This window comes from Pseudoalteromonas sp. MMG033, from assembly GCF_057197785.1.
Window position 1 is genome coordinate 2,182,979 of sequence record NZ_CM170070.1, and the last position, 17,102, is coordinate 2,200,080.

The window sequence follows — 17,102 nt, forward strand, 5'->3', positions numbered from 1 at the left end:
GATTATGAGAGCTTTGGCATTATTTATTCTTTTTGTGGGCGTTCAATTTTCGCCTTTAGCTGCCACAGATATTTTAATCCCGCTTCGTGATAACACCCAATTGGCGGCCACGCTATATTTGCCTGAACAAGAGCAGAATCAATTCAAGAAGTTTCCAGTCATTGTGCAATTTACCCCTTATGGACGAGCCGAAGCTAAGTCGAGAGGTGAATACTTTAGTCAACATGACTATATATTTGTTGCGGTAGATAGCAGAGGTTTAGGCGATTCTACTGGACAATTTGTGCCTTTTATTGATGAGGGAAAAGATGGTTACGATGTCATTGAGTATTTGGCTCAGTACCCACTAAGTAATGGTAAAGTCGGGACTTTAGGTGGTTCATATCGAGGTTTTGCGCAGTGGGCGATACAGAAATACCGACCGCCTTCACTACACTCTATGGTTGCCATTGCATCTGTGTATCCGGGATATGATTTTCCCATAAGAAACAATATCTTTTCTGATTACGCGATATCGTGGTTGGACTTTGTGCTATCCAAAGATGAGAGTAAGCGCTATGGCTCAGGAGATGGTTGGAGCAATGCATATTTACAGCAAAAAAATAATGGCACAGCATTTAAAGATTTAGATAAATATAACAGTCATTTATCCAAGGTCTATCAAGCTTGGCTAGCGCGCCCAAATTACGATAAATATTGGCAAAATATGGTGCCAGAGCGGAGTGATTATACTGAAATATCAATGCCGATTTTGTCGATAACAGGTCATTATGATGGCGATCAGCGAGGCACTTTAAAATATTATAAAAACCATCAGCAATGGGCAAAACAACAGGCGTTTGAGCAACACTCTTTAATCATGGGGCCTTGGGATCATAGTGGCACGAGAATGCCTAAAAGGCAGGTACATCAAGCGCAGTTTAAGCCCCAATCTATGCTTGATATGCCAAAGGTTTATTTAGATTGGTTTAATTGGACATTGAAAGGGAAAAACAAGCCTGATTACTTAAACCTGCCGGTGATCCAGTACATACAAAGTAAAGGACAGTGGCTTGGTCAGCATAGCCTGGGATCCGGCTCCAATATAGAACTTGTCTCTTTACAAAGCATGCTAATAAATCAGGGGGAACATAGCGTTAGTCCAGTACCATACAGCAGTTATAACTATGATCCAAAAAAAGAGATTACTTTGCCTAAGGAATTTGATATGACAGGCTCGGTGGACTTACCGAGCGAGCAACGCAGTTATGCAGCGTTTGAAACTCCGGCACTGGAGCAAAATAAAGTACTATTTGGTCAATTTGAGGCGCACATTTGGCTTAGCATAAATGTTGCCGATACCGATGTATATCTAGAGGCTTTTGAAGCCTGCCCAGATAGCGCAATGCGTTTTTTGAGCCAAGCACAGCGGCGCATTAAGTATAGAGATACGCTATCCTCACCTGTTTCAACCCCTATCAATGTACCTTTCTCTGTCAAATTTGATGATTTTGATTGGGTCGCAAGAGAGATTAATCAGGGGTGTAAATTACGGTTTCTCTTTCGCTCATCAAAGTGGCATCAACAAAAACACTTTAATAGTGCTTTACCCGTCGCTTTTCACACCATGGCAAATGCGCAAGAAGCTGAGATACGCATACTACATAGCGATGATTATTCCAGCCATATTCAGATCCCGTGGTTAGCTCCAAACGCCGATGTGGTAAAGCCTTTAAACCTGCCACTTAGCCAATAAATGATTACGCCATGGGGATACTGACAAAGACAGAGGTGCCTGATTGCTCATCGCTGCGATACTCGATATAGCCTTTTTGCTGCTCAGTGAGCAGTTTGGCGGTGTATGTACCTAAGCCTGAACGAGTCCCCTTACCATGAGATACAAACTTGTCTAAAAAGTTTTGTCGAATCGGCTGAGCAATCGCATCTGAGTTGTGTATTTCTATGGTATGAAATTGATTGTCACTTTGTGCACTGACTGTGACTGCTTTGTCTTTAGATGAGGCTTCGAGTGCATTTTGCAGCAAGTGGGTAAATACAGCGAACAACAATGACTGTTCCGCTTTTACTTGCAAGCCATCAGGCACGGTATTGGCTATGTTGATTTGCTGCTTGGAGATGATGTGACTTAATCCCAATATCACTTTATCGAGAATGCTATGGACTGACAGTGACGATGGGTTGTATGGATATTCGTTACGTTCAATTTTTTGCAGCGCTTGCATATTATCTAGGTGTGACTGCAATTGCTGGCAGTTTTGCTGAATAAAGTCCAAATATTGCTGTGCTTTTTGCGGGTCATTTAAATGGGTTGATAGCGCGTTGCTGGCGGTTTGGATTTCTTTAATGGGGTTAACGACTTCTTGTTGGTTTACCGTATCAAATTGATCTCTCAGTTTTGCATTTTCCATCATGGTATCAATTTGTGCACGCATGAGGCGATTAGAGTCGATGGCACGGCAGTGGGCTTTTACCCGAGAACGAACAATAGAGGGATTGGCAGGTTTGGTAATGTAATCAACAGCCCCTAATTCTAATCCTTTGACGATGTGCTCTGTTTGCTCTAATGCAGATAAAAATATCACCGTAATATGTTGCGTATTGGGATCGGCTTTAAGGCGTTTACACACCTCAATACCATCCATATCTGGCATCATAATATCCAGCAGTACCAAATCAGGCTGCGGTTCCATTGCGCATATTTGAAGTGCTTTTTTACCGTTCAGTGCCGCTTTTACTTTGTAATCTTTACGCAAAATATCACTGATCACTTTGATGTTATCAGCGACATCATCAACTACTAAGACTTGTGTAATGTGTTCTTTTTGCTCTGTTTGCTCAGCTGCTTCGGCTTTCATGGGACGAACAGGCTTACTCAATGCTCGTTGTAAACGTGATAGTAAAATTTGGCTTGAAAAGGGTTTGACGATGTACTCGGATACGCCGCATTGAATCGCTTGCATTACATTGCCTTGATCTATGGTGGCGGACGTCATAACGAATGGGATCTGGGCTGTGCGCGGGTTACTGCGCACATATTGCAATAATGAAATGCCATCGAGCTTTGGCAGTTTCCACTCTGAGATGATTAATTGTATGTCGTTGTAATTGAGCTTTTCTCTTGCATCTACGCCGTTAGAGCTTTGCACAACGGTAACGCTTGGCGCTAGTTTTTTTGCCGTACTGGCTATCATGGAACGGATGGTTTCATGAGGTTCCACAATTAACACAGTCAGTGGTTGAGGGTTATCACTCCAAGTCATTGAGCTCTCCACGTCAAATTTGCTTCATGAGAATTACTGGCTAATTGACTGTCCTTAGCACGCGACTGCATAACTGAGTGATTGATAGACAAAAATTAACTTCTTCTTATTTTGCACATGTTATCGAAAAGTGTCTAATAATTATGCATACACTTACCCAATTTGAAAAGTACGCACTATGCTAATTGGGCGTGGTGAAACCTTAAGGTTTAGTGTGTCATTCAGATGATTCAAGGAGTCAGATATGCGCCTTTGGCGGCTGTATTTTGTTTTGCTAGTTTTATGTGTGTTTGCAGGAAGTGCCAGAGGCACCACTGAAGTTAAAGTGGAGGCTATATCCGCTTATAACGGGTTGGCTAATCCGCAGATTTACGCGGTATCAAAAGATCCCCAAGGGTTTATGTGGTTTGGCAGTGCAGATGGAGTAAAGCGCTACGACGGCTATCAATTTGTCAGTTTTAACCATGATCCGAATGACGACAACTCTCTCTCAGCAAACAGTGTTGGGGCGCTGTTGTTTGATAAACAGGGGCGACTTTGGGCGGGCACTTGGGGCGGCGGATTAAACTTATTTAATCGGGATAAGCAGCAATTTACCCATTTTAAACATGATGAGGCAAACCCCAATTCATTGGGGGCAAATAAAGTACAAACGCTATTTGAAAGCCGAGACGGTACCTTGTGGGTGGGCACAAATGGCGGCGGCCTTAACCGCTTGAAAGAAGATCAGCAAAGCTTTGAGCGCTTTGTGATGCAGCAAGACAACCCATATAGTTTGGGCAGCGATCGTGTTTGGAGTATCAGTGAAGGAAATAAAGGCGGTATTTGGGTAGGGACCTCCAATGGTTTGTATCGATTAGACCGAGATACTGGACAATTTCAGGGGTTTAGCGTGGCACCTAACTCCTTGGATCATGCTGAGGTACGTCAGGTTTCTGTTGATAACCTAGGCCGGGTATGGGTAGCGACGCGCACCAGTTTTGGCTTGTTCAACCCGGAAACTGCCGAGTATCGAATTTATAATATTCCATCAGGTGCATTGCCCAGCGTGACGCGCTTACATCACTTTAACGAAGATATTTTGTTGGCCACTTTTGCCGGGGTTTATCGTTTTTCGCCCCGAGAAAATCAATTTGTGCCTGTGATTGAAAACGGCGATATTACCTTATTACAAAATCGCGATGTGAGACAAATATTAATTGATGACAGTGGCTTATTATGGGCTGCCACGCGCTACTCCGGCGTGCAAAAAGTCTTTCCAAATCCTCCCGCGTTTATTTCGTGGCAAAACTTTTTAAGTGAGCAGTTACTTTCAGGGTTATTCAATCAAGTTTTGACGATTGAACAAGCCAAATCGGGCGGTGTGTGGCTTGGCACTGGTCGAGGCTTGGTGCATTTTGATGGTCAGTCTCAGTTCACGCCATTTGCAGATGAAAAAACCTTACAGGGAAACTACCGATTACGTGTACACAGTATGGCTCGAGATCTTAATGGGCAACTGTTTGCTGCGACAAGCTTTGGTGTGTACCGTGTTGATGAAGATAATAAATCTTTGAGTATAGTTCCGTTGTCATGGCTGGAGGATTCTCGCCGCTCTGTAGAGCACATTAGCTTTGATAAGCAGGGCAGTATGTGGTTAGTCCTATCTGGACGAGGTGGCTTAACAAAGCTGGATATGGGTAATAACGCAATCGTACATTTTCTCGAAGGGCAAGATCTAGAGTTTACATTTCATGACAGTGAAGGGTACATATGGGCGGGTAGCGATGGAGAGGGGGTGTTTAGAATAAACCCCATCACTTCTAACTTTGAGCAGTATACCGCCCATGGCGAGCAAGTGGGACCAAATGGGAATTATGTCAGTCATGTCATGCAGCAAGGCGACTATATTTGGCTGGCTACTAATTTAGGGATCACCCGTTTTGATATTGCGACCCAACAATTTAAACAGTACGACAATACCGCCTCACAGGTAAATTTTGCCGTGCAATCGATAGCCCAAGATAAAGAGGGTTTTTTGTGGTTTGCCAGTGCCAGTGGTGTATTCAAGTTTGATCCTGTTTATGGCATCTTTCATCAATTTACCACCAATGATGGTTTGATAAACCATCATTTTTTAGCGCGCTCTTTTATTGTCTCTGACGAGCAAATTTTGTTTGGCAGCATTGATGGGATCACAGGGTTTAACCCAAAAGACGTGAAAGTGAATACCAGTGCGCCTCCTGTTGCATTTACACAGGCTTTTGTCGATGGAAATCCCATTGAAATTGACAGTGGTGAAATTCGTCTGGGCCATCAAGATAAAAATTTATCAATTCATTTTGCTGCACTGGATTTTCAAGCGACAGATGATAACCGCTACCGTACTTGGCTGGTGGGATATCATGATCAATGGAGTGACATCACACCAGAGCATATTGTTAACTACCGAGAGCTCCCCCCAGGAGAATATCGCTTTAGGGTGCAGGGGAGTAATAATCATGGTGTTTGGAATCAAGTTGGGATTGAGCTGAAGGTGATAAGCGTGCCGGCATGGTATCAAACCTTGTGGTTTCAAATTTCCATGCCGGTCATTGTCGTAATTGCTTTGTTGCTTGGGTTTTGGCTGAGAGTTAGGCAGTTACGTGAAAATAGCATTGAGTTAGAGCGTAAAATTGCTAAGCGTACGCGCGATATTGTGGTCCTTGGTGAAGTAGGTAAAGAGGTTGCAGCTACTTACGATATGCATGTGATCAGTGAAACCATTTACACGCACCTAAGCGATATCCTTCATTGCGAATTTTTTGCCGTTGGCGTGTTTTATCCTGAGAAAAACTACATAGATTACATTTATGCCATGCAACAAGGAGAGCTCTATGAGGCATTGGAAAGCCATACTAAGGTAGTGAGCAGTGCCGATGTTTATTGTGTATCTAGTGGCCAAGAGTTTTATGCTGCAAGCGATGAGAGCTGGCAAAAAGTGGGGCTCAAAGCCTGTAATAACCTCTATGGTGAGCAGACCAAGTCTGTATTTTGTGCGCCATTGATTGTTGATGGCAAGGTGATTGGGGTATTTACCGTACAGTCAAACAAACCAAGGGCGTATAAAGAAGTGCATTTAAATGTTTTGCGCTCTGTCGCCAATCATATTGCAGTGGCACTTGCCAATTCATTGTCCTACAGCGAACTCAAAGAGGCGGAGCAGAGGCTAGATTTGGCCATGCAAGGCGCTAATGCAGGCACATGGGAATGGGATTGCCAAAGTGACTTACTCGTCACCAATGGTATTTGGTCGACCATGTTGGGGTATCAAGAAGGGGAGCTTGAACTGCGTTATGGCAACACCATCAAGCGTTGGCGGGAGCTTATTCACCCAGATGATGTGGCATTGGTAGAAAGTGCACTTCAGGCGCATCTTAGCAAGCAGTCAGACACTTACCGCTGTGAACTGCGCATGAAAACCGCCAGTGGAGAGTGGAAATGGATTTTGAGCATGGGACAAAGTGTATTTGTGAATCAAGATAGCAGGCGCAAAGAAATGTTTGGTATTCATATGGATATCTCAGACTCGAAAGGACTAGAAGCTGCACTAAAGCAAGCCAAAGAGCGCGCAGAAAGTGCCACCCAAGCGAAGTCAGATTTTCTGTCGAATATGTCTCATGAAATACGTACACCAATGAATGCCATTATTGGCATGAGCTACTTAGCATTGGAAACAGAACTGAATTTTAAGCAGCGTAACTATGTGGAGAAAATTCACCGTAGTGCAGAGTCTTTACTTGGCATCATCAATGATATTTTGGACTTTTCTAAAATTGAAGCCGGAAAGCTAGATATTGAGCAAGTAGAATTTTCAATAGAAGAGACCTTGCGCAGCTGCTTAGATTTAATTGCAGTGAAAGCGAAAGAGAAGGGGTTGGAGCTATGTGCGCATATTGACCCGAAAGTGCCTAGTAAGTTAATTGGCGATCCACTGCGTTTGTCGCAAATACTGCTTAATCTCGGTAGTAATGCGGTGAAGTTCACCGAGCAGGGTGGCGAAGTGCTGGTGGATGTGCGTGTGGAGCAGCAATTGGCCGGAGAGTTAACCTTAAAGTTTGCTGTGGTTGACTCAGGTATTGGCATGACACAAGAGCAGCAAGCGAAATTATTCAGCTCTTTCTCTCAAGCCGATACGTCGACGACGAGAAAATATGGTGGTACAGGACTTGGGCTGGCCATTTGTAAAAAGCTAGTGGAGTTAATGCAAGGTGAGATCCATTGTCAAAGTGCGCAGGGAGTGGGCAGTACTTTTAGTTTTACACTGGTACTTGATGATGCGCTGTGTGTACCTGTAGCGCTAGAGAAGTTACCAGCGACACAGGCGCTGATCATTGATGATAACTTTAGTTCAAGCCGTTATCTAGGCTCTTGTTTATCCCGCTTTGACATTGAATCACGCAGTGTATCCTCTGCCGACATTACGGATTTCGGTGACTTATTATTACCCGTAGACATGGTGTTCATTGATATGCGTGTTGAACAGGCCCATGGTTATCTTCAGCAAGTACAGCAGGCAAAGCCTGCAGTGCCTTGTATTTTGATGCCCTTATATGAGGCGCAAAATGTTGACGCTTATTTGAAGCATATTGAGCGAGGGAGCTATTTACTCAAGCCATTTTTAGCAGATGATGTGTATAGTGCGATGCAGCGAGCGTTTGGGTTTAGCGAACAGCCAGCTGAGCAAAGTCACGAGCACGACGAGCAAGCACATCAGCTGGCTGGTGCTCGATTGTTATTAGTAGAAGATAATGATTTAAATCAAGAGCTAGCAGTGACCTTATTAACAAGCAAAGGTATCGCAGTTGAAGTCGCGGAGCATGGGCAGCAAGCACTAGATATGTTGGCTAAAAGCTCGTTTGACGGTGTATTGATGGATTGTCAGATGCCTGTGATGGATGGATATACGGCGACGCGAAAAATACGTGAGCAAAGCCAGTTTGAGTCTTTGCCAGTAATCGCAATGACCGCCAGTGTTATGATGGATAATCAAGATGCGGCACTTGCTTGCGGCATGAATGACATTATTAGCAAACCGCTCAATATCGAAAAAATGTTCGCAACCTTACGAAAGTGGATTTCAGTCTCTAAGCCGCCTAAAACCGATACGGAACAGCCTCAAACGGCGATGGGCGATACGGATTATCCCGATATTGAAGGCATCGACACCGGTATTGCCAAGTCTATATCACAAGGCGATTCAGCCCTATTTAAACGCTTACTCAAGCGTTTTGTTGATCGTCAGCAGCATTTTCATGCACACTTTGAGGAGGCGTTGGAGCAACAACATACCGATCCCGATGCGCCGATGCGTTGTGCTCACACCTTAAAAGGGACGGCAGGCAATATAGGTGCGACGCAAGTACAGACCGCAGCAGGTGAGTTGGAGCAGTTATGTGCTGATAAACAGCCACATGCATCTGCATTAAATCAAGTACATGAAAAATTGGAGCCCTTAATCTTTGCGATTCAGCAAGTTTTAAATCATCAGTCCAATGAGGATAAAGCACCAATACCTCAACCGAGTGCCTTAACGGAGCAGCAAGTCGCAAAGATGTTGGCTCAATTAACAGTATTACTTGAAGATTATGATACCGATGCCATTGATTTAGTTAGTGAATTGCTACCTGTGTATGAAGGTACAAAATTTGTTGATGCGTTCCAGCAACTGGTGAGCTTAATTGATGATTACGATTTTGATGCAGCCAAGGCGCTGTTGGCAACCATCCAACCTGAACTGATGGTATCAGAGCAAGTATAAGACTAACTTAGGTGAGGTGTCGCGCATTGGAAAAACTCTGCGTGCACTGCATTGTCAAACTTGCTGATATTCTTTGGAAAGTGCTGGGCGTACTGGTCAAGGTACGTTGGCAAGGATTGACGAGGTGTACGCCCAGCTAAAAGCGCGTTTAAATTGTCATTAATTCATCTTTGTTAAAAATGCTGGGCGTACTGGTCAAGGTATGTTGGCAAGGATTGACGAGGTGTACGCCCAGCTAAAAGCTTATTTAAATTGTCATTAATTCATCTTTGTTAAAAATGCTGGGCGTACTGGTCAAGGTATGTTGGCAAGGATTGACGAGGTGTACACCCAGCTAAAAGCGCGTTTAAATTGTCATTAATGCATCTTTGTTAAAAATACTGGGCGTACTGGTCAAGGTATGTTGGCAAGGATTGACGAGGTGTACACCCAGCTAAAAGCGCGTTTAAATTGTCATTAATGCATCTTTGTTAAAAATGCTGGGCGTACTGGTCAAGGTATGTTGGCAAGGATTGACGAGGTGTACACCCAGCTAAAAAGTGCGTTTAAATTGTTTTTACGTCATCTCTATTAAAAATGCTGAGTGTGCCAGTCAAGGTTATAGGCAAGGATTGACGAGGTGTACACCCAGCGAGACGATGTGGGTTCATTCATGCGTCACTGTGCCTGCTGGTATGCTGATTGAGTGACATAGTGATGGTTATTCAATTCATGGCGTATTACTGCGTCATTCAAATAAGAAAAGGTCTTAGGCCTGCCTGCCGAATCTAATGTGCCATCATTTTCTATGCTGTTTTCAATGATTAAATGCGCTGAATTGGTGTTGACGGCATATAACTTCAATGCATAGCTGCCAGGATGAACGATTAAATTTCCTTTATAAGCATGTGGTAAGCCATTGCTGATAGTACTATCTTGTTGTGCAGCATTGCGGGCAAATATGCCATTTTCACCAGCATAAATAATATGGTTATTGAGCACTTTAATCCCATCTCCATCTATCATCATGCCGTTACCACCGCTGCGATAAATCAAGTTGTCTCTTACTTCCACACCATCACCGCCAACTTGAATACCTGTGTTTTGCCAGTGTGGATCAAATGGACTGACTCCAGTGCGGTATAGGGTGTTATTGGTGATAAATGCATTGCCTTGCACTGAGTTAAGCTGTATGCCATCGGCAGCGATGTTCTCAAGTTTATTATCAAAAATATGTACATCTTGAATTTTGTGTGGGTAGACCGTAGTTAGTGCATTGTCACACACCAAGTTACGGGATTTACCCGTATATCCGATGTACATGCCTTCGCCGCTTTCGGTACTGTGAATATAGTTATTATGAATACGCAGGCCTGTCATGGTAAAATTTTCAGCCCATGTATTGGCATCGCAAGTGGGATCCGTCTTAATTAACATGCCAGCAAAACGAGCGCGATAAATTTCGAGGTGGTCGATTTCAATTTGTTCGCTCAGTGCGCCAACCCCCAATGTACCGCCAAGTCTCAACCCATACTCTGACTCACCCTCTACTGGAGTTGAGGTAACCCTTAGCCATTGGCTGTTTTCAATCGCGATGCTGTACTCATAAGGAGAAAAAGTAACGACATCATTTTGGTTACGTATTGTGATAGGTGCAGATGCTGTTCCTTGCATATTGCGCACTCTCAGTGGTCCTCGTGTGCCCGCTTCTAAGCACACGGTCTCTCCAGCTTTAATTGCCATACTTTGGCCATCAATTAGATGTTGTGCGCTGCGAATGTAATGATCACAGTGTAAATTATTTGTTTTCACTACGAGGTTGTTTTGCGTTGTGGTACTTGCAAAACTTGGCGTTGCTATGAGTATATTTATTAGCAGCATGGCTTTATGAGTAGGCTTTTTTGTATTCGTCATTGGACACTCCATTATCAAATGTTTGAATTTATTGTTGATTCAAAGTGAATAAGAAATTGCGTTTATATTGGTAATAAGATGCAGAAAACACTAGAAAAACAGGGTAAATAAAGAGTAAAATTACTTTTACCGGATTTGGGTAAGTGTTACTTGTTGATATTTATGGATAAATTTTTTATGGATGAAAAAAAGTGTAGTTTAGAAAAATGTAAAGGTTTGTGGATAGGTGATGTTTATGCCGATTTAAACACTAAATCGTTACATAAAGAGACCTTGAGCCAGCCACTATCTGAGCTGTCTTTTTCACTTCTTTTGACTTTAGTTGAGCATCAAACTACGCCTCTAACTGCTGAACAGCTGCAAAATATGGTTTGGCAAGGTGTTGTCACAGGTAATGAAAATGTAAAACAGCGAATAAGTATTCTAAGAAAAGCTTTTTCTGCTTTAGATGACTTAGAGCATATCAAAAACATCCGAGGTAAAGGGTATTTGCTCGTGCAGCCTGTGAAGTTGGATTATACGGATAAAAACGTCAATATTTGGCCTATTGCCGTGGCAGGTATCATTTTGGCACTTTTCATCATTCTTGGGCTGTTTTGGTATAATTCTTCAACATCGAAAGTGCTAAAAAGTGAGCAGTACCAGCTGTCAGTTGAAACGGGTGACAGCATAAAACTTGCGAATAAAAAATCAAATTTGGCCTTTTGTTTAGATGGTTTTGACGATTATGTAGAGGTGTTTGACTCTGAACTTGATGTGAGTACAGGGGATTTTTCGTTAGCAACTTGGGTTAAAACGTCATCGGAAGGTCAGCACATCATTGTGGATAAGCGCTATGAAGATCAAGTGTCGGATGTTCAAGGGTATGCTTTTTATATCGATGAAGGATACTTGGCGCTGCAACTCGCCGATGGTGATGGCAGCTGGTATTGCCAAGAGCCCGATTCTTCTTGTACTTTTTACGACTCGAAGGCATTTGTCTCTGATGGTCAGTGGCACCATGTTGCTGTGAGTGTAGATAGGGATCGCAGTAAAGGGCTGCGCTTTTATCTTAATGGACAGCTCAATAGTGCTTTTGATCCAACAGGTCGGCAAGGCTCGTTAAGCAATGAAAAGCCGTTGCGTATTGGCAGTCGTTCATCGTTCAAAACTGGATTGTTCCATGGTGCAATAGGTGAAATACAGCTTTACCATCGGGTTTTGACCCCTTCAGAGATACGGCTGCAGTATAACAAGGGGAATTCTCGTAACTGCAGTGGCTCAGGCAGTAAAGGCGGCATTTAGCGCGCATTTTAAGTGAACGGTTCTCTCTTGGGGGAAGCTGTTCACTCCTTCTGAGCTTAAATCCCAATGAACTGCGTTATTTGGACCTTCTACGCTCTTCTAAGATGAGGTTAATCATTTCGGTGCTGATCTCAGCTTTTTGGGTTTTAAGGTCATTCAGTTGCTGTTCCAGCACTTCAATCAAGTCTTCTTCTTGTGTGTTCTTGTAGGCTTTGCTACCAATATGCTCTGGCACTTCACTGCTTTTTGGTGTGTCAGGTGCGGAGTCTGTCGCGGGCGCATGTATGGTCAAGGTTCGCTGTAAAGGTGGTTTTTTTAACTCGTTAATTTCTTTTTGTAGATTGCGGATTTTTTCTTGTAAAAGTTCCACAACTTTTTCAAGATTTTCGTATTGCTCTTTGAAAACGGGATTTCGCCTTTTATAAGCCGCGGCCTCTTTGTCTAGTTCCTTACTAATAAGGGGCTGCTTTTCTTCATCGTCTTCTTTTTGTTGATATTGTGATTTTTCGCGTGGTGTGGGCTTTAGGACGTTTTCAGGTAGCTCACTGGTTCTTTTATGACTCAGAATATAGGGCTGAGATGTTTTATTTTCAGTGGCTTTGGGCTCATTAATATGAGAGTGATGTAGGATTTTAGACAACATGATGATTCCTTATCTGTGTGTTATGTACCTTTAGTATCTATCGGCTGGCTATCCTTTTTATAAAGTCGAATAAGTTGATATTTATCAAAAAAATTGCCGGATTTCTCCGGCAATTTATATTTTAACTTATTTTATTTTTTATACATCTCAAACCAAGCAAGGGTGTGCTCAATTTTTGAAATCATACGCGATGGCCGACCTGCAATACCGTGTGGCGCGCCAGGAACACGAATAAGTACCGTGTCTACTTTACGCAGTTTTAATGCTTGGTAGAACTGCTCTGATTCGGACATTGGAGTACGTCGGTCTAATTCACCTGTCATAATTAACGATGGCGTAGTGACATTACCGACCAGAGATAGCGGTGAACGCTGCCAATAATGTGCAAGGTTTTCCCAAGGTAGGCCCGGGAATTGATTGCGAATTTGGCCAAGGTAACTGTCTGCTGTAAGTACCTTACTGATCCAGTTAATCACAGGCTTTGTGATGGCCGCGGCATTGAATCTGTCTGTTAGACCAACCGCATAGGCTGTTGCAATGCCGCCCGCAGAACCACCAGCAATGAATAAGTTATTTTCATCGATAAAGCCTTTTTCGATCAGGGCATCGACGGCTGAGTTATGATCTGCAAAGTCTTCTTTAGAGCTATATTTGCCGTCCAGTAACAAGGCAAAGCGCTCGCCATAGCTGGTTGAGCCACGATAGTTGACGTAAACTACAACGTAACCTTCAGCTGCATAACGTTGCAATTCTGCACTAAAGTGAGGGCCATACGCTAAATGTGGGCCACCATGAATTTCTACTAATAGCGGGTATTTTTTTGACTTATCAAAGTTAGGTGGTGTGATATACCAACCTTGGATCTGCTCCCCATCAAATTCTGATTTGTAATTGAATTCATGTACTTCACCTAATGTGCGATGGGTTAATAGGTCTTGGTTTAACTGTGTCAGTGTTGTTGTTTTCCCTTTTCGCCAGTATGCCACATCTGCTGGTGCTTGACTGCTGCCTTGGGTGTAAGCCAATGTACCATTGTTAGCCATGGTAAAGCTGCCGCTGACATAAGGACGACCCAGTGTTGTGCCTGATACATCGTCTACGAGTGGCTTAACTTTGCCACGTGAAGACACCTTGGCTAGGACGCGCTTACCTAGGTCATCATATTGGATAACAAAGTCACCTTTGCCAGCCCAGCGATAATCCGCAACAGAGCGGTCTAAGCCCTCGGTCAATGATTTAAGCTTTTTATCTTTGATAGACAGTAATGTTAATTGGCTATTGATGTATGGCACTGGTGCGTTACCGCGACTGATAAATGCTAATTTATCGCCTTTCGCAGAGAAGGTCGGGCTGTACTCAGCTCCCGGTAAGTCTGTTAGCTGCATCAGTGTTTGGTTCGCTAGATTAACCTGATATAAATCGGTTTCTGTAACTCTGTACTCCCATTCAGGGTGTTGATCTGATGAGAAAACGATGTTTTGGTTATTTGGGCTCCAAGCCAAGGGCCCTCGGTGTTGAAAGTCCCCTTTCGTAAGCTGTCTTGGTGTACCGCCATTAGCTGGCAAAACAAAAACATGTCTGAAAGCTGGCTCAAGATAGCCTCGTCCATCAGCTTGGTATCTGGCTTTTTCGAAAATTTTAACCGGTTCAGACCACTGAGCGCCCTTTGGCTTGCTTGGTAATTTAACTGATTTTGCAAACTTAGATTTACCTTGAGGTACGTTCATAGTGAATGCAATTTGTGCCCCGTCAGGTGACCACGTTATATCGCCAATGGCTTTGGGCAGCTGAGTGAGTACAGCTTGCTTATCTTGCTCTACCCAATACACATGTAATTGGCGAGAGCCGCTGCTATTGCTGGTAAATGCTATTTTGCTGCTATCAGGTGACCAGCGAGCTTGGCTGTAGCTATATTGATCGGCAAAGAGCGGATAGTGACTCTTTTTCGCTATGTCATATAACCATAAAGTACGTTTTGGCACATCTTTCATGATGTCATAGCTGCTGCGCTCATAAACAATTTTTTTGCCATCTGGGCTGATCTGTGTGCTGGCTGCATATTCTAGGGCAAAAATATCATCAGACTTAAATGTTGTTGTGCTTGCTGAGCTGTCTGTTGCTGTTAAGGCAAGCATCACGCCGCTGAGGGCGAGAGAAGTGATTGGCTTCATAAGTAGAACTTTTATTTTTAATTTTCTCTACAGTAAATTTGAATCGTCTGATTAACAAGCATTATGAGATAGGCTGACCTAGCCTGTGGTCGAATGGAGAAGGTGAGATGATTTAAATCAACCTTAGTGTACTTTGGATTATTGCTAATTCTAAAGTATTGATTCAGCTGTTCACGCGCTCTGATCTCATCAAAACATCGGTGGTAGTTGAAACAGGGACATAATAGTTTTTTATCATTATTGGGAATATCACACTTTTTTGTTTTTTAATTAATCTATTATTCCATGCTTGGAAAATGTCGGGGTAATTTATTTCTTGATATTTAATTTTTTTGGGGTATTTTATTCCCACCATTTAGGTGGTGTATTAATTTAATTAAATAAGGAAATTTTTATGAAACTTAATCTTAAAACTAAAAAGCTAGCTAATTTATCTAATAAAGTTGTAACTCAGCAACTGACAGACAAAGTTGCAGGTGGTGCGGTTATTACAGGTTGTTACTTTCCATGTAAACCACAAACGAATACAGGCAAATAAGCGTGCGCTGATCAACACGCAATAAAGTGAGGTGCGCTGTGCGCACCTATTTATGAGTCTATCTTGTATGCGGCTGTATAACTTTAATGTTGATCTTGTGATATGCAGGTAGCAGGGATATAGCGCTCCCTTAAAAACTCGAGAGATTGCAGATCATCAAACCCAAATTGTTGATAAAGTATATGGGCATCATGTGTTACCACTGTAATGTGACTAAGTCCTTGTAATTTAGGATGTGTGACCACAGCATCTAGTAGCTGTTTGCCATGCCCCATTCCTCTAAAAGGTTCTAAAACAAATATATCGAGTAGATTTGAAAATGTTGCATAGTCTGTGACGACACGGGCAAATGCAATGAGCTGGTTGCTTTGTACCAGTGCAAAATACAGCGAATTATCTATGGCTGTTTGTAACCTTTCGCGATTATGCCCCTACTCCAATAGCTCCGCTTAGACAAAATGAATGAACTTACTTGAATTGTGGTTGCGAAAGTCGATTGACGAGTTGCATCTTTAAACTTCTATTGCGCACTGAGGTGGATAAGTGGAAGGCAAGCGAGTAACAGACTGGCCATTGCATAGTTAAAACGCTGCATATGAGCGGGGTTTTGTAATTTGTTACTGAGTACTTTGCCAAAATAGATCCAGCTTAAACCACTGCCAAGGGCCACGATGTTGAATACCACAACACCGAGTATGGCTGAATGCCAATAATAATCTCCAGGGAGTGTCAAAGCCGTCGTCAATGATAGTAAGGTCGCCATCGATTTTGGGTTAATAAGCTGAAAGAGCGCACCTTGCATAAATGAAAGCGGCTGTGCTTGCTGTTGTTTTTGTGAAGATTTGGTGTACTTAAATGCAATTTTATAGGCCAGATATACGATATAGCCACTCGCCAACAGCTTAAAGGTAAAGTGTAAAGGCGGTATGGCCAGCACCAAGTGCCCCAGTCCCATAAGCATCATAATGTGAATGATGGTCATTCCTGCTCGGATCCCGACAATATGAGGAAGTGTTTTTTTAATGCCAAATTTCGACCCAGAATATGTCAGTAAAATATTATTTGGCCCGGGTGTAATGGTAGCGGTGAAACTGAAGAGTATCAGTGCAGGTAACAGTGTTGATAGTTCAATCAATGGCAAAATAAACCCCTTTAATTGTATGGATACAATTGTTGTTTTTTGTTCTGTGTTTAATTATTTTCTAACTACAAATAGACATCAATTTATTTATTGTTATGGGTACAATTTAACCCCAGCAAAAAGCAGTACTTATGCTTAGCTGCTTCGCAACCAAAATACATGGCGTTAGCTGAACTCATCGAGAAAACGATTGCGCATAAACGGCTCGCATATGATCAGCGTCTTTCTACGCAAAGAGTCTTTGCTGGTCTTTTGCATATCACCCATGGCACGGTGACAAGCACTAATGATTTATTGGAGCAGCGCGGATATGTTCGAGCAAGGTTAGGGGCAAGCACTTATGCGTCACAGGCAAATAAGCGTGTGCTGAGCAACACGCACTAAAGTGAGGTG

General features: G+C 42.9%; 11 protein-coding genes. 5 read left to right on the forward strand and 6 right to left on the reverse strand.

From position 1 onward, the window contains the following. Positions 1–4: 4 nt before the first annotated feature. A complete protein-coding gene (locus AC2CZC_RS09575) occupies positions 5–1,735 on the forward strand; it encodes a CocE/NonD family hydrolase (RefSeq protein ID WP_484584639.1) in 1,731 nt (576 codons plus the stop codon). A gap of 4 nt (positions 1,736–1,739) precedes the next feature. Here AC2CZC_RS09575 and AC2CZC_RS09580 read toward each other — a convergent pair whose 3' ends face one another. Further along, a complete protein-coding gene (locus AC2CZC_RS09580; protein WP_484584640.1) occupies positions 1,740–3,260 on the reverse strand; it encodes a response regulator in 1,521 nt (506 codons plus the stop codon). A 244-nt stretch (positions 3,261–3,504) separates the two neighbouring features. On the opposite strand from AC2CZC_RS09580, the gene AC2CZC_RS09585 reads away from it, so the two are divergent. Then, the gene (locus AC2CZC_RS09585) at positions 3,505–9,039 is read left to right on the forward strand and encodes a two-component regulator propeller domain-containing protein (RefSeq protein WP_484584641.1); all 5,535 of its coding nucleotides are present in this window, start codon (positions 3,505–3,507) and stop codon (positions 9,037–9,039) included. 657 nt (positions 9,040–9,696) lie between these two features. Here AC2CZC_RS09585 and AC2CZC_RS09590 read toward each other — a convergent pair. Then, positions 9,697–10,932, reverse strand: a complete 1,236-nt coding sequence (locus AC2CZC_RS09590) for a right-handed parallel beta-helix repeat-containing protein (RefSeq protein WP_484584642.1) — start codon at positions 10,930–10,932, stop codon at positions 9,697–9,699. Positions 10,933–11,109: 177 nt separating this feature from the next. Between AC2CZC_RS09590 and AC2CZC_RS09595 the strand changes: the two genes are divergently transcribed. Beyond that, a complete protein-coding gene (locus AC2CZC_RS09595) occupies positions 11,110–12,216 on the forward strand; it encodes a LamG-like jellyroll fold domain-containing protein (protein ID WP_484584643.1) in 1,107 nt (368 codons plus the stop codon). A gap of 76 nt (positions 12,217–12,292) precedes the next feature. Here the strand turns inward: AC2CZC_RS09595 and AC2CZC_RS09600 are convergent, their stop codons facing one another. Continuing rightward, a complete protein-coding gene (locus AC2CZC_RS09600; RefSeq protein WP_484584644.1) occupies positions 12,293–12,859 on the reverse strand; it encodes a hypothetical protein in 567 nt (188 codons plus the stop codon). A 131-nt stretch (positions 12,860–12,990) separates the two neighbouring features. After that, on the reverse strand, positions 12,991–15,030 hold the full coding sequence (locus AC2CZC_RS09605) for a S9 family peptidase (RefSeq protein ID WP_484584645.1): 2,040 nt from the start codon (positions 15,028–15,030) through the stop codon (positions 12,991–12,993). A gap of 394 nt (positions 15,031–15,424) precedes the next feature. Here AC2CZC_RS09605 and AC2CZC_RS09610 point away from each other — a divergent pair, with 394 nt between their 5' ends. Further along, positions 15,425–15,568, forward strand: coding sequence for a hypothetical protein (locus AC2CZC_RS09610; protein WP_484584646.1), 144 nt, complete (start codon positions 15,425–15,427; stop codon positions 15,566–15,568). An 83-nt stretch (positions 15,569–15,651) separates the two neighbouring features. On the opposite strand, the gene AC2CZC_RS09615 is transcribed toward AC2CZC_RS09610, so the two are convergent. Together AC2CZC_RS09615 and AC2CZC_RS09620 are read right to left on the reverse strand one after the other, a co-directional pair. Next, positions 15,652–15,969, reverse strand: coding sequence for a GNAT family N-acetyltransferase (locus AC2CZC_RS09615; RefSeq protein ID WP_484584867.1), 318 nt, complete (start codon positions 15,967–15,969; stop codon positions 15,652–15,654). Positions 15,970–16,088: 119 nt separating this feature from the next. Continuing rightward, on the reverse strand, positions 16,089–16,709 hold the full coding sequence (locus AC2CZC_RS09620) for a LysE family translocator (RefSeq protein ID WP_484584647.1): 621 nt from the start codon (positions 16,707–16,709) through the stop codon (positions 16,089–16,091). Positions 16,710–16,868: 159 nt separating this feature from the next. Here AC2CZC_RS09620 and AC2CZC_RS09625 point away from each other — a divergent pair, with 159 nt between their 5' ends. Continuing rightward, entirely contained in the window at positions 16,869–17,093 is a 225-nt protein-coding gene (locus AC2CZC_RS09625; RefSeq protein WP_484584648.1) for a hypothetical protein, read from the forward strand. The last annotated feature ends 9 nt before the right edge of the window (positions 17,094–17,102 follow it).

What these genes read in the sequence shown, in the direction of transcription:
- AC2CZC_RS09575 (WP_484584639.1), top strand. Translation starts at nt 5, where the DNA reads ATGAGAGCTTTGGCATTATTTATTCTTTTTGTGGGCGTTCAATTTTCG.
- AC2CZC_RS09580 (WP_484584640.1), bottom strand. Translation starts at nt 3,260, where the DNA reads ATGACTTGGAGTGATAACCCTCAACCACTGACTGTGTTAATTGTGGAA.
- AC2CZC_RS09585 (WP_484584641.1), top strand. Translation starts at nt 3,505, where the DNA reads ATGCGCCTTTGGCGGCTGTATTTTGTTTTGCTAGTTTTATGTGTGTTT.
- AC2CZC_RS09590 (WP_484584642.1), bottom strand. Translation starts at nt 10,932, where the DNA reads ATGACGAATACAAAAAAGCCTACTCATAAAGCCATGCTGCTAATAAAT.
- AC2CZC_RS09595 (WP_484584643.1), top strand. Translation starts at nt 11,110, where the DNA reads ATGGATGAAAAAAAGTGTAGTTTAGAAAAATGTAAAGGTTTGTGGATA.
- AC2CZC_RS09600 (WP_484584644.1), bottom strand. Translation starts at nt 12,859, where the DNA reads ATGTTGTCTAAAATCCTACATCACTCTCATATTAATGAGCCCAAAGCC.
- AC2CZC_RS09605 (WP_484584645.1), bottom strand. Translation starts at nt 15,030, where the DNA reads ATGAAGCCAATCACTTCTCTCGCCCTCAGCGGCGTGATGCTTGCCTTA.
- AC2CZC_RS09610 (WP_484584646.1), top strand. Translation starts at nt 15,425, where the DNA reads ATGAAACTTAATCTTAAAACTAAAAAGCTAGCTAATTTATCTAATAAA.
- AC2CZC_RS09625 (WP_484584648.1), top strand. Translation starts at nt 16,869, where the DNA reads ATGGCGTTAGCTGAACTCATCGAGAAAACGATTGCGCATAAACGGCTC.